This window comes from Hymenobacter negativus, assembly GCF_017571495.1.
Lineage (GTDB): Bacteria > Bacteroidota > Bacteroidia > Cytophagales > Hymenobacteraceae > Hymenobacter > Hymenobacter negativus.
The window spans coordinates 45,792-59,337 of record NZ_JAGETZ010000008.1 but is presented as its reverse complement, the minus strand read 5'-3'; the positions used below and the strand labels follow the sequence as shown (position 1 = coordinate 59,337).

Annotated in this window: 12 protein-coding genes; 3 read left to right on the top strand and 9 right to left on the bottom strand. The window is 61.3% G+C overall.

Annotated elements, in window-relative coordinates; all coding sequences use genetic code 11:
* Positions 1-24 precede the first annotated feature (24 nt).
* Positions 25-1,092, bottom strand: coding sequence for an NYN domain-containing protein (locus J4E00_RS16850; protein WP_208176358.1), 1,068 nt, complete (start codon positions 1,090-1,092; stop codon positions 25-27).
* A gap of 160 nt (positions 1,093-1,252) precedes the next feature.
* Between J4E00_RS16850 and J4E00_RS16845 the strand changes: the two genes are divergently transcribed.
* Positions 1,253-4,180 carry a TIM-barrel domain-containing protein gene (locus J4E00_RS16845; protein ID WP_208176357.1) on the top strand — a complete coding sequence of 976 codons (2,928 nt, stop codon included), beginning with the start codon at positions 1,253-1,255 and terminating at the stop codon, positions 4,178-4,180.
* 67 nt (positions 4,181-4,247) lie between these two features.
* A complete protein-coding gene (locus J4E00_RS16840) occupies positions 4,248-4,781 on the top strand; it encodes a GNAT family N-acetyltransferase (RefSeq protein WP_208176356.1) in 534 nt (177 codons plus the stop codon).
* Between the two features lie 151 nt (positions 4,782-4,932).
* Here the strand turns inward: J4E00_RS16840 and J4E00_RS16835 are convergent, their stop codons facing one another.
* The 8 genes from J4E00_RS16835 to J4E00_RS16800 all read right to left on the bottom strand — a co-directional run bounded on the left by J4E00_RS16835 (position 4,933) and on the right by J4E00_RS16800 (position 12,440).
* On the bottom strand, positions 4,933-5,583 hold the full coding sequence (locus J4E00_RS16835; RefSeq protein WP_208176355.1) for a phosphatase PAP2 family protein: 651 nt from the start codon (positions 5,581-5,583) through the stop codon (positions 4,933-4,935).
* A 169-nt stretch (positions 5,584-5,752) separates the two neighbouring features.
* Positions 5,753-6,715, bottom strand: coding sequence for an aldo/keto reductase (locus J4E00_RS16830; protein ID WP_208176354.1), 963 nt, complete (start codon positions 6,713-6,715; stop codon positions 5,753-5,755).
* 76 nt (positions 6,716-6,791) lie between these two features.
* Entirely contained in the window at positions 6,792-7,271 is a 480-nt protein-coding gene (locus tag J4E00_RS16825) for a DinB family protein (protein WP_208176353.1), read from the bottom strand.
* Between the two features lie 32 nt (positions 7,272-7,303).
* The gene (locus J4E00_RS16820; RefSeq protein WP_208176352.1) at positions 7,304-8,629 is read right to left on the bottom strand and encodes an alpha-amylase family glycosyl hydrolase; all 1,326 of its coding nucleotides are present in this window, start codon (positions 8,627-8,629) and stop codon (positions 7,304-7,306) included.
* 160 nt (positions 8,630-8,789) lie between these two features.
* Positions 8,790-9,179 carry a VOC family protein gene (locus J4E00_RS16815; protein ID WP_208176351.1) on the bottom strand — a complete coding sequence of 130 codons (390 nt, stop codon included), beginning with the start codon at positions 9,177-9,179 and terminating at the stop codon, positions 8,790-8,792.
* 41 nt (positions 9,180-9,220) lie between these two features.
* The gene (locus J4E00_RS16810) at positions 9,221-9,814 is read right to left on the bottom strand and encodes a nitroreductase (protein ID WP_208176350.1); all 594 of its coding nucleotides are present in this window, start codon (positions 9,812-9,814) and stop codon (positions 9,221-9,223) included.
* A gap of 125 nt (positions 9,815-9,939) precedes the next feature.
* A complete protein-coding gene (locus J4E00_RS16805; protein ID WP_208176349.1) occupies positions 9,940-11,406 on the bottom strand; it encodes an alpha-amylase family glycosyl hydrolase in 1,467 nt (488 codons plus the stop codon).
* A 2-nt stretch (positions 11,407-11,408) separates the two neighbouring features.
* The gene (locus J4E00_RS16800; protein ID WP_317196640.1) at positions 11,409-12,440 is read right to left on the bottom strand and encodes a transglutaminase domain-containing protein; all 1,032 of its coding nucleotides are present in this window, start codon (positions 12,438-12,440) and stop codon (positions 11,409-11,411) included.
* Between the two features lie 323 nt (positions 12,441-12,763).
* On the opposite strand from J4E00_RS16800, the gene J4E00_RS16795 reads away from it, so the two are divergent.
* Positions 12,764-13,480, top strand: coding sequence for a DUF421 domain-containing protein (locus J4E00_RS16795; RefSeq protein WP_208176348.1), 717 nt, complete (start codon positions 12,764-12,766; stop codon positions 13,478-13,480).
* The last annotated feature ends 66 nt before the right edge of the window (positions 13,481-13,546 follow it).

The following is a 13,546-nucleotide window of genomic DNA, read 5'->3' as shown; positions in this document are numbered from 1 at the left end:
GGCCAAAGATAACCGGCGGGGCGGCTAGTTTTCGGGTCCGGGGTGCAATTCCTGTACGTCGGGGTGGCTGTAGTTGACCACAATAACCGAAAACGGATGCGGCTCGCCCTCGCGCTTCTCAATGCGAATGGTGCCGGCATCGCGCAGCTTATTAAGCAGGTCCCGGCGCTCGTAGTCGGGCAGCTCGGGCAGCTCATCGGTAAGCAGGCGCATAAACGGACCCAGCCACAGCTCCGTTACGCGGCGCTGCTGCTTGGCTTCCAGCTTCTGAAATTCGGCCAGCATAAAGGCCAGTGTCCGGCGCTCGGTATCGGTAGCCAGGCGGCGGCTGGGGGCAAAATCGGGCACCTCCTCGGCTAGGCGGGCAAAAGGACGGGCAGCAACCGACACGATGGTCCGGGGCATAATGGTCGTTGGCGCGGACGTTGCTTTGGGTTGGGAATCGGCCTCGGGTGCGGCAGCGCGGGCGGCCAGCGCCGCGGCCGAGGGCACCCCCGCCAGGCCTTGCTCGCGCAGTCGGCGGCTTTCTTCGATGGAGCGCTGACGGTCGGCCCGGCGTTTTTCCAGTTCCTCTACCCGGCCGGCAGTCAGCAGGCTACGGGCATCCAGAAACTGCTCGGCCCCAATGTTCTGCAGCAAGTCGCCGGATACCGACTCCCGGAAGCCAGCCACCAGCACCTGCCGGGCCTGGCGGCGCAGGTGCTGCAATACGGGGATATAATCCCGGTCGCCGGCCACGAGCACGAAGGTGCCGATTTCGGGCCGGGTGTACATCACCTCCAGCGCATCGATGCACAGCTGCATGTCAGCGGCGTTTTTGTGGTCGGTGCCCAGCACGTTGCGGGTACTCACGCCCATCAGGTAGAGGGCGCCCTGGGGTGCGGTGGCCAGGCGCTCAAAGTCGGCGTAGGCGTAGCTGATGAGGCTGTCGAGGCTCTTTTTGCCCAATTCCTCCCGCAGGCTCCGGACGATATCGAGCACGATGTCGTTGAGGTCGGGCGGGTCGTGGAAGTGGTTCTTTAAGAAATAGTAAATGTTTTCAAAATCAATGAAAACAGCGGCATATGGGGAAGCAGTTGGCTTGGGCAGCATGGGGCAAAATACGTTGTCGTGTCATGGAGAATCAGCCCTGAGGATAGACCAGAACAGCTTGCAAACGTGCCTTGTGGACAAACAGCCGGGCCCCACCCTGGAAAGCAGGAAAGGCCTCGACTTCGGCCGTAACTTGCCGGCTCGTGTTTTATTTGAGTTGATGAAGGTACGAAACCTTGCGCCTGCTTCGGCAACCGCCCTGCTGGCGGTGCTGTCTTTATGCCTCTTTTCTTCGGCGGCCCAGGCCCAGCGCGCCGAGAACGGCCGCCCAACGAGTGACCCGTTTGGCCGGCGCATGGAGCCGGCGCGGGCGGTGCCGGGCGGGCGGTACAAGTCGCATTTGCAGGGAGTCAATTATTTTCAGATACTCGCCACTGATGGCAGCACATTGCGCATAACGGACTGGCAAACCGGCATTTTGAAGGTGGATTACTTTCCAGCCGGCCATGCCCTCTTGCCCGACAGCTCGATAAGTGTGATGCCCATTGCGGGCGAAAAACCAGGCCCTGTACCGGAAAAAACGAAGTATATGCAGCGGGATGGCCTCGTATGCGTGTTGCCGCTGCGCACCGCATCCCGAGCCTCCCTTCGCCGGACCGCGGCCGAGGCGGCGGCCCCTTTGCTGCATTTCAACATGGCGGGTGGCTTGGTAGTCGAGGTTCAGAAAAACCCGTTACAGGTGCGCCTCATCGGAACCGACGGCACCCGTTTGGTTGAAGCAGCCAGTCCCTTCCGCCGCGCAGCAGTCCTTCCTACCGCTGCCACCGTTTCCGCGGCGGGCGGCGCGGGCGTGCGCTTCTCCCTCGCGCCGGGCGAGCAGTTGTACGGCACGGGCTCGCGCGCCCTGCCCGTGGACCGGCGCGGCTACCGCCTGGAGCTGTATAATCAGGCGCATTATGGCTCCCAAAACAACGAGCCCAACCTGAACATCACCCTGCCCACGGTGCTCAGCAGCCGGGGCTACATGCTGTTTTTCGACAACCACGCGCCGGGCTACCTCGATTTGGGGAAGACGGAAAAGGATGTGCTGGAATACGGTGGCGAAGGCCTGACCTCCCTCTCCTACTTCGTAATAACCGGCCGCAACCAAGCCGAAATCCTCAGCCGCTACACGGCCCTGACCGGCCGGCAGCCGCTGCCGCCGCGCTGGGCCCTGGGCCTGATTCAAAGCCGCTTCGGCTACAAGACCGATGTAGAGATGCAGAACGTGGCCAGCCGTATGCGCCACGAAGGGTTCCCCCTTGATGCGCTGGTGCTGGACCTGTACTGGTTTGGCGGCACCAAAAAACAGGGCGATTTAAGCTGGGACAAGGCCGGTTTTCCCGACCCGGCTGGGATGATGAGCAGCCTGAACAAGCAGGGTGTGAAGACCATCCTGATTTCGGAGCCTTACGTGATGCGCACCTCGCGCAACGACTCAACGGTGCGCACTCGGGGGCTGGTGGGCACCACAGCAGCGGGGCGGCCATTTACGGTCTCTTCGTTCTGGGCGGGGCCGGCCAGCATCCTGGATGTGTTTAAGCCAGCGGCCCGTGACTGGCTGTGGGACTATTACCGCACGCTGCACGACCAAGGGGCCGCCGGTTGGTGGTCGGACCTGGGCGAGCCTGAAAACCACCCCGAGGCCATGCAGCACGTAGCCGGCTCCGCCCGCGCGGTGCACAATGCTTACGGACAAAGCTGGGCCAGCATTTTCACCGAAGGCTACGCCCGGGATTTTCCCCAGGAACGGGTGTTCAATCTGGCCCGCTCGGGCTGGGCGGGCATGCAGCGTAACTCGGTTTTTCCGTGGTCGGGCGACATCAACCGCTCGTGGAGCGGCTACCGCGCCCAGGTGCCCGTGATGGTAGGCATGGGCCAGGGCGGCGTGGGCTACATGCACTCCGATGCGGGGGGCTTCTGCGTGGGCGGCATCGACCCGGAGCTGTACACGCGCTGGCTCCAAATGGCCAGCCTCTGCCCCATCCTGCGCCCCCACGGCGAAGGCGTGCCCCCCGAACCCTACTATTACCCAGAGCCATACAAGAGCAGTGTGCGCGCGGCGGTGCGGCTTCGGTATCAGCTGCTGCCTTATCTGTATACGCTGGCCTGGCAGAACGCGACAACCGGGGCACCCCTGGCCCGCGCAATGGATTTTGATGCTTCGCCTCATAAAGAATTAAGCAAAGCATCCAGCGACCAATACCTGCTTGGTCCCAACTTGCTCGTGGCCCCCGTGCTCAACCCCAGCCAGCGGCGGCGCAACGTGGTGCTGCCCGGCGGCAATTGGATTGACTTCCACACCAACCAGACCTATGCGGGCAACTGCACGGCAAGCGTGCCCGCGCCGCTGGCCCACACGCCATTGCTGGTACGAGCCGGGGCTTTCCTGCCGATGACGGCCTACCGCCCCAGCACAGCCCTGTACCGCCCCGATACACTGCTGCTGCGCTACTACCCCGACCCTAGCGCCCCGGAATCGGAATTCAGGATGTATGACGACGACGGGCATTCGGCCCAGGCGCTGGCCCGGCATCAGTACGAAACACTGGTGGCGCACGGATTCTGCACGCCCGCGCAAACGGATGTGATTCTGAGCAGCAACGGTGAGTATCCGGGGCAGCCGGTGTTTCGGTTTCTGCGGCTGCTGGTGCAGCGGGTGGCAGCCCCGCCCACGACCATCTTCTTCGATGAAAAGCCAGTGCCGGCCGAAGGCTACTCCTATGACCCCGTGAAGCATGAGCTGGAAGTCCATTTTCTGATGAATGCCGGCGTGGCCGTGCGGATGAGCGGGCTGAAGCTTCTGACGGCTTCCGTGGCCGATGCCGCGCCCGAAATCCTCACGCTGGAAGGCCCCGACAGCCGCAGCTTCGGGCCGGATGGCACCACGCTGCGCTACACCCGGCTCTCGACGGGCCCAGCCGCTGCATCCTTCCTGCGCATCCGCAACGCGCAGGGCGAAGTGGTCCGGACGCTGCCACTGGACGGCGCGGCCGGCCCCCACGCCCTGCCCTGGAACGGCCGCAACGAGGCCCGCCAGCCCCTGCCGCCCGGTGTGTACACGGCCGAGGTGGCCGGGCAGCACCAGCGCCTGATTATAACGCGGTAAATTTGTGGCAACAGCCTTGGTGCGGCATACCCTGTGCCAGACATAAGCCAAGGCTTGTTGCTACACCATGCAGCCTTTCGATACCCCGCGCCTACACTTCCGCCCTTTTTTGGCAACTGATGCAGCCGGCATGTTTGCCCTCGATTCGGACCCCGCTGTGCACCGCTACCTGGGCGGCATTGGCGGGCATATGGCGACCAGCCTGGAGCAAAGCGCGGCTACTATCGCCTTCATTCAGGCCCAATACGCGGCCAATGGCATTGGGCGTTGGGCAGTTTTGCTACGCGAAACCGGCGAGTTTATGGGTTGGGCCGGGCTGAAGCTGGTGGCTGGGCCGCTGAATGACCATTGCAATTTCTACGACCTTGGGTACCGTTTACGGTCGCAGTTCTGGCGACAGGGCTATGGCTACGAAGCTGCTCAGGCCTGGCTTGATTACGGATTTGAGACGCTGAAGCTGCCGCGTATCTGCGCTTATGCCGATGCAGAAAACCTGGGGTCGCGCCGCATTCTCGAGAAAGTGGGCTTGCAGTTGGGCAATGAGTTTGAGGAAGACGGCACGCGTTGCGTGTGGTATGAGGCTCGGAACCCGAAGTGGTAACCGAGCTGTCGTATGGCCTGAGTACCCCGAATTTCCAATTCGACTCGCGTTAAAATCAGTTGTGCAACACCAGCCGAATTGGAAATTTGGGGTACTCGGTCATTGGGATGCCGTTCAACGCGGGTCTAAGCGCAGCTTCGGGGTGATTGAGCTAATAAGCCAAACGGTCCCATAATGGCCGGTTAGCCATGCCCTGCACCAGCAGCACCCAGCCCACGGCGGCGGTCCAGCCGGCCAGCACGTCGGAAGGGTTATGCACGCCCAAGTACATCCGCGCCCAGCCCACGCCCAGTGCAAACAGCGGAGCCAGTAACCAGGTGAGGCGGTGGGCACGGTAACGCCATGCCAAGAATCCCAAAGCAGTAGCAATTGCCGCCGTATCCATGGCGTGCCCACTGGGGAAGCTAAACGTGTGTTCGGGCCGGATACTGGTCCACAGAACGGGTCGGGGCCGCGCTACCAGCGCCTTTATCACCTGGGTAAGCAGCATTGAGCCCCCCACCGACAGCGCAAAAACCCACGCCTCCTGCCGCTGCCGCCGCGCCAGCAACCACCCGGCAACCAATAGCCCAGTACCCACCATCGGCCAGGTATTGCCAGTGATGGTGAGAAAAATAGCCAGCTTATCGAGCGCGGGCGTGGCGTGACGGTGCCAGTAATTGAGCAGCGGCACGTCCCAGGGCAGGCCCCCGCGCTGCACCACGGCCGTCGCCAGCCAGCTGGTGGTGGCCCAGGCCACGCCCACAGCCAACGGCTGCACCCAAGGCAAAGCAAGGCGCAGACGTTGACGAAGAACAGACATAAGGCAGAGTGTGCAGTAGGCCAATAGGCCAGAAATTAGTTTGGCAAGCTAGCTCCCATAACAGCCGTGACGCAGCGCGTAACGAGGCATCTTCGCTACAATACTAACCCAATTGCGGCACTGAAGAAGTAAAAGATGCTTCGTTACGCGCTGCGTCACGGCCTTTTTGCTAGGCAGCGGGTATCGGTTTGGACTGTTCCAGCGTCGCTAAATCTTCGGTGGTGAGCAGCAGTTCGGTGGCTTCGAGCAACTCGGTGACCTGGCCGACGCTGGTGGCGCTGGCAATAGGAGCCGTAACGGCCGGTGCCTGCATCAGCCAGGCCAGTGCTACCTGGGCGGGCGTGGCCTGCTGGCGGTCGGCCACAGCGTCGAGAGCGGTGAGCAGGGCAAGGCCTTTCTCATTCAGGTATTTCTGACCGACGCCGGCCCCACGAGGGCTTTTCTGGAGGTCATTTTGGTCGCGGTACTTGCCGGTGAGGAAACCGGCGGCGAGGCCGTAGTACGGAATGGCGCTGATGTTTTCCGCAAGCAGCAGCGGCGCGAGGTTTTGCTCAAAATCCTCGCGGTCGTACAGATTGTAGAGGTTTTGCAGTGTTTCGTAGCGCGGGAACCCGTGCTTCTTGCTGGCTGCCAGCGACTCCTGCAGGCGCGCTGCCGTGAAGTTGGATGCGCCAATGGCCCGCACTTTGCCCTCTTTTAACAGTTGGGCGTAAGCTTCTAGGGTTTCCTCTACGGGTGTGGTGGGGTCGTCCTTGTGCGACTGATAGAGGTCGATGTAATCGGTTTGCAGGCGCTTGAGCGAGCCTTCCACGGCCCGCAGGATGTAGTCCTTTTTCAGGCCTTTGTTTTCGGCATTCACTTCCCAGCCCACTTTAGTGGCAATAACGACGTCATCGCGCCGGCCGCGCCGTTGCAGCCACTTGCCAATGATGGTTTCGGATTCGCCCCCGACGTGGCCAGGCACCCATACTGAGTAACCGTCGGCGGTATCGATGGCATTGCCGCCGTTGGCCACGAAAGCATCGAGCACAGCGAAGGAAGTGGCTTCGTCGATGGTCCAGCCGAAGACGTTGCCGCCCAGCATGAGGGGCGAAATATGTAGGCCGGAGCGGCCCAGTTCACGGGTTTGCATAACAAGTAAAAATATTCAAGGAATGAGTTTCCCTAACCGAAGAACGAGCCAGAAGGTTGGGAAGCGTGGTACCGGCTTAAAACCGAATTACATCCGTATCGACTGGCATATAGCCCAGTTGCCGGCTCATGCTTAGCACCTGACCCTTATGGTGAAACTCATGCGTGACAACGTGTGTGAACAGTTGCAGCGGCATGAGAGTAAGTGTCTTTGCCTGACGCGAGAAATCAAATAGCATAGGCTCCTGCCAACGGCTGGCGTAGTGCCGCATGAAGTCCGTTAGCAGCGCATCAACTTCGGTAAAAAGGGCCCGCACAGCCGCCACATCCGGGACCCTGGACGCGGCTGGCCGCTGAACCTCCCGCCGCAGGCCAACCTCGCCCAGCCAAACCGTGTAAGCCCCGGCCACATGCACCAGCAGGTCGCGCATCGAGCTGTTGTTGAACACCGGGACCGGGGCAGTAAAATCGGCGGGTCTGAGGGTGGCGCAGTAATCGAGCAGGGCTGCGCGGGCTTCAAGAATCAATTCATATTGGCCCTGAAAAGCGGTATTCATACCGGTCGGAAAAATTGGAATGGCCCCGAAAGCTAGCTCACTAGTACGCGCCAGCCGTGGGCAGGCACCAGCAATTCCTCGCCGGCCCAGAGCGTCAGGGTTTCGTCGCTGAACAGGTCGCGCCAATTGCCCGGCATGGCCGGAATTACCTGCGCTTCGGCTGCAACATTCACCGCACATAGCACGGCAGCCGTGTCTTTGGTGCGGCAAAATGCGTACACTTCGGGCGGACCGGGCAGGCGCAGCAAGTGGCTGGTGTGGTCGCCGTTACGCAAAGCGGGGTGGCGTTGCTTGAGTTGCAACAGGCGCGTGTAGAAATCCTGCAGTGGATAATTACCCCATGCTATGGTATCGCGCTCGAAGAATTCCAACCGGCGGTTCAGGGCTGCTTCCTGGCCCGAGTACACCAACGGCATGCCCGGCAGCAGCGCCGTGAGCACGGCGAAGGGCCGTGCCAGCGGGCCCAGGCGCTCGTATTCGGTGCCGTCCCAGCTGTTCACGTCGTGGTTGCTGGTGAAGTGCATCAGGTACACGCTGGACGGGTATTTTTCGCGCTCAGCGGCCAGGTAGGTGTCGATTTCGGCCAGGGCAGCGTGGCCCTCGGCAATGCGGTCGAGCAGGTAGTGCAGACGCAGACCGAAAGCCATGTTGAACGCCTTTTCGAGCAGCCGGGTGTCGGAGTCGAACTCCTCCCAGCTCAGGCCGCCCGAAGGGTACAGCTCGTCCCATTCGGCCAGCATAAATACTGGCTTGATGAGGTCCAGTGCGGGCCGGGCTTCGTTCCAGAAATCGGTGGGTACCAGGCCGGCCACGTCGCAACGGTAACCATCTATGTCAGCCTCCCAAATCCAGTAGGCCAGCGCCTCGGTCATGTAGTGGCGCAGGGCGCGGTTCGTGTAATCCAGCGCTACTACGTCGGTCCAGTCGGCCACGGGGGGTACCAGCTGGCCCTGCGCATCGTGCTGGTACCAGTCGGGGTGTTCGGCAATCAGGGCGTTGTCGCGGCTGGTGTGGTTGGCGACCCAGTCCAGTATCACCTTCATTTCCAACGCGTGGGCGGCCTGCACGAGGTGCCGCAAATCATCAAGCGTACCAAATTCCGGATTCACGGCAAAGTAGTCGCGCACGGCGTAGGGCGAGCCCAACGAGCCTTTGCGCCCGACTTCTCCAATGTGATGCACCGGCATCAGCCACACAATGCTGATACCCATTTTTTGCAAGCGGGGCAAATGGGCTTCAAAAGCCCGAAAAGTGCCTTCCGGGGTATAATTGCGGACGTTTACTTCGTAAATGGTGGCGTGGGCCGCCCATTCAGGATGGGGCACGGTGAAGCGAGCGGCAAGCGGATGGTCGAGCATAGTGGCGTGGCAAGGAGGAAATCTCGCTACGGGGCCTGAGCTGCTGCGGTTACCTGAGCCGTTGCGTCGTGCGGAGGCGCAGCCCTGTGGCTCCGCGTTTATGCCGATTTGCTATTGTTCGGACGCAAGTCATTCAATGGGACGCCGCTGAAGAGCGTGTCTACACCTCATAGAATTCCAACGGCAGGCCGTCGGGGTCGGCGAAGAAGGTGAAGCGGCGGCCGGTCAGCTCATCAATGCGAATGGGCTCGCAGGCCACACCATGCTGTTCCAGGTGCCGGATGGCGGCAGCCACATCGGGCACGGCGAAGGCGAGGTGGCGCAGGCCGGCCGCCTCGGGGTAGCTGGGGCGCGGCGGCGGACTAGGAAAGGAGAACAGTTCGATGACGTACTGCCCGTTGATGCCCAGGTCCAGCTTGTAAGAGTCGCGGGCGGCGCGGTAGGTTTCGGCCAGGATTTCCAGTCCGATTACCTCGGTGTAGAAGCGTTTCGAAACTTCATAGTCGGAAACGATAAGGGCAACGTGGTGCAGGCCAAGGAGGGGCGGCATGGGCGGGTCGTTTGGTGAATTGGCAAGTTCTGGCGTAAGGACTACTCGTTTACCCAGCGGGTCTTGTCATGTATCGACCCGCGCTGGCCTGGTGCCGAAGGAACCTCGATGTAGCCTAACTGAAAGAATCCGAGCAACCTATCCTCTGGTCCGAGACCGAAAAATGCCTTGGCTTCCTCGGTGTAAGTGATGCCGCCGCTGCTCCAGTAGCCGCCCAGGCCGTAGGCGTGGGCCGAGAGGTGCAGGTTTTGCACGGCGCAGGCCACGGCTTCGATTTCCTCGATTTCGGGTAGGCGCGGCTCGGTGCGCTTCATGGCAATGGCGATGACGTGCGAACACTGCGGCGGGTTGTTGCGCAGGTTGGCGTGCTTGGCAGCTTTGTAGGCCGGACCAGCCGTTTTCTCATACAAATCAGCCTGGAACTCGGCCAGCCGGTGCAGGCCCGCGCCCGTGAACACGACGAAGCGCCAGGGCTCGGTTTGCTTGTGGCTGGGGGCCCAGTTGGCGTTTTCGAGCAGCTGCCACACGGTGGAATCGGGGATGACCCGGCCAGGCACGAACTGTGGAATGAACGTGCTGCGCCGCGTGCGGATAAGGTTGTTGATTTGTTCGGTGTCGAAGAGGGAAGAGGTCATTGAAGAGCAAATAGAAGGTTGTGCTGCTAACTCCCGGACAGCCCAGAAAGTTGATTCACGCCACCCACCGTACCTGCTCGCTGTCGCGCCACGCCGAGCAGGTATAGCGAATAACGGCGACTTACTTATTCAGGAGGGTTAAGCTCCCAAACCTGATAGCCGTGGGGCGGTACGGTCACAACGTCATTATCCTCAAGAGCTGAATATTCGGGCGTAGCAAATAGGGAGACGTAGTACCACACATGCAAATTAGACGTTTTCGGTAAAGCCACTTGTTGAAATTTGTCACTCAAATTCACGGCTACAACAATTCCTTCCTCGTCTTTGCGGCGTTCAAACAGAACGGTTTGCGGTGGGCTGTTTAATAGCCTGAATTTAGATTTAGCATCAAAATTTTGCAAAGCGTAGTTGTGACTCTTTAGATGCAATAGCTTCGAATAAAATCCTTGCAGCGAGTAATTTCCCCACGGAATTGTGTCCTTGTCAAAAAAGCGCAGCCGCTTTTTCATCGCTGCTTCCTGGCCATTATACAGCATCGGGATACCGGGCCAGAGCATGGCGAGCACGCCTTCTGCTTCAGCATTGGCTCCGAGGCGCTCGTACTCGCTGCCGTCCCAGGCGTTGATGTCGTGGGTGCTGGTGAAAGTCATCAGGTTCACGCTCGGCGGGTATAGCTTCCGCTCGGCGGCCCAGTAATGAGCCAGGTCGGCAGTAGGTTTCTGGCCCCGGCCCAAGCTGTCGAGCAGGCCGTGCAGGCGTAACGCATAGGTGGCATCGAAAGCCTTTTCGAGCAGGCGGGTGTTGGGGTCGAACTCCTTACGGGAAATGAAGGTGGGCGGAAATAATTCATCCCACTCGGCCAGCATAAATACCGGCTTTATCTTCTCCAATTCCTGCCGGGTGTGGTTCCAGAAATCCGTCGGCACCAGCCCCGCCACGTCACAACGGAAGCCGTCGAGGTCGGCGGTTTTCACCCAGTAGGCCATGGTCTCGGTCATGTACCGGCGCAGGGCGGGCTTCGAGTAATCGAGGTCGATGACGTCCTGCCAGTCGGCCACGGGCGGGCGGAAATGACCGAGGCTGTCGCGGGTGTACCAGTCGGGGTGCGCGGTGGTCAGGTTGCTGTCCCAGGCCGTGTGGTTGGCCACCCAATCCAGGATAACGTGCATGCCCAGCTTATGCGCGGTGGCTACGTAGTGCTGCAAATCGGCCAGCGTGCCCAGTTCCAGGTTCACGGCGCGGTAGTCGCGCACGGAGTAGGCGCTGCCCAACGTGCCCTTGCGGTGGCTGCGGCCAATGGGGTTAATGGGCATCAGCCAGAGAATGCCCACGCCCATCCGTTGCAGGCGCGGCAGGTCGGCCTCCGCTGCCCGAAACGTGCCTTGCGGCGTGTATTGGCGCACATTTACCTGGTAAATAGTCGCAGTTCGAGCCCAGCCCGGATGCCGGACGGTGAAGGCGGCCGAATCGGTTGCGGCAGTAGGCGCTTCGGTTTCTGCCGCAGTTTGGGTGCCCGACGACTGGCAGGCGCCCAGCCACAGCAGCGGGGCCAGCAGCGCAGCCCACGGGCGGAAACGGGTGGGAAGAATCATGCCTACTGCGCCGTGATATCCGAAAACTCGTACACCCGGCCTACCTCCAGCGGCTTGCCATCGGCCTCGGCGTAGGGATATACGAAGTAGTTGAGCGGTGGGCCAGCTTGCTTGGGCGTCAGTTCCAGGTCGCGCCCCCGGGTGAATTCGACGCGGTTTTCGTCGTGCGCGCCGAAGAAGTAGTTGCGCTTATCGGGGTTCTTGGCGGCTTCGGAGGCATCGACGGGCACCCAGCCTGTTTCCGGGGTGAAGAACTCGGCCCAGCAATGGTAGCCCTTTACTTCGCCGCGCCCGCGCTCCACTGGCAGCGGCAGGCCGATGCTGAACCGCGCCGGAATGCCCAGGCTGCGGCAGTAGCCAATGACGATGGCGTGGAAATCGGTGCAATTGCCGCGCCGGGCGTCGCAGGCGTAATAAATATCACCGCGGCCCCAGCCCTGGCCGGTTTTGTCGTAGGTCACGGTGCTCACTACGTGCTCGTAAATGGCGCGGGCTTTTTCGAGCGGGGTTTTGGCATTTGCCTTCGCCACTACTTCTTCGGCCTGCTGCTTGATTTTGGCATCGAGCGGCACGAGGCGGTCGGGGGCCAGCCAGCGGGCCATATTGGGGTCAGCTTTCTCCTTTTTCGCCTTAGCGGCAGTGGTACCCGTGGGGCCGTTGGCGCGCAGGTTCAGGTGCTCGCGGCGCGTGATTTGGGCCGTAAGCTTCACCACCAGCGGTGCAGTGGGCATGGCGCTGGGCCGCAAATGCAGCATCTCATTGCCGTAGGCGCCTTTCTCGATTTTGTACGGTACCGGCGCCTCAATTTTCAGGTCGCGCACATCCTGCGAGGCGTCGGCGTGGGGCACGGGCAGCCAGAGGTCCAGGGTTTTGGTGCCGGCGGGCGGCACGGGCACGGTAGCCGTGCTGGTAAGCTGAAAGGTGCGGCTGCGCAGCACAGGCGCCGTTTGGGCGGTGGCCGGCTGGGCGACAAGCGCAGCCAGCAATAGCATTCCCGCCCGAGCGGTGGGAAAAATCAGGGAATAAACGTTCACGGCAACAGGGCAACTAGTCGCTGCTGGCGGGCGTCGGCCGAGCTGGTTCAAAGGCATTTGCACGCCCCTGCTTCACCGGCCAAAGCGTAGTGCTATGCCCGGTAACGCGACGCCACCAGGGCATCCGCCAGTCAGAGCCAACCAGACCCCAGCAGTACCCTAAGGTACGGCGCAGCCAAGCAGACGGCTGGAAAGCGAGCTAAGGAATTCGCCCGCAATTGTCCATTAACACTCAACTGTTCAGACTAGGGCGCGTACCTGCATAGCCGATACTGTTTTGCTTTATGAGCACCCGGCCATCCCTCCTACCTTCACTTTGTGCTATGCTGCTACTCGCCGAACCCATCACGCCCTTCGATTGGGAACGCCTGCTCTGGACGGCCGACGCGCCGGGCACGTTCCTACTCGAAGTCGTTTTCCGTTGCGTCGTGACCTACCTCATGCTGCTGGCCACGCTTCGCGTGACGGGCCGACGGGGGGTGCGCCAGCTGTCGATTTTTGAGCTCAGCATCATCCTGGCCCTGGGTTCGGCGGCCGGCGACACCATGTTTTACCACGATACGCCGCTACTGCCCGTGGCCATTGTGTTTGTGGTCGTGAGTGCCATGTACTGGCTGTTCAACCGCCTTACCGAGTGGTATCCTCCCTTCAGCGACTGGCTGGAAGGCACGCCCGTACTGCTCATCGAAGAGGGCCGCGTGAACATCAAAAACCTCAACAACATCAATCTGACACAGAAAGAGCTGTTTGGCGAGCTGCGCCTGCAGCAAATTGAGCACCTGGGCCAGGTACGCCGCGCCTACATGGAGGCCACCGGCAACCTCAGCGCGTACTTCTACGCTCCTGAGAAGGCGCTGCCCGGCCTGCCCATCTGGCCCGAGCGGCTGGCCGCCTCGCAGCGCCGCATGGAAGCCGCTGGCTCCCACGCCTGCTGCAAATGCGGCCATGTGGAAGAGTTAGCCCGAGGTGCAACGGCCGTTTGCCCCGTGTGCAAGGCCGATGAATGGGTGCCCGTGTGTGATGCCAAGCGCGAGGCCTAAGCAACGCGCCTACAACTTAATTTAACTCGCCTTTCACCGGATTAGCCCACTACTTGGGCATAAATT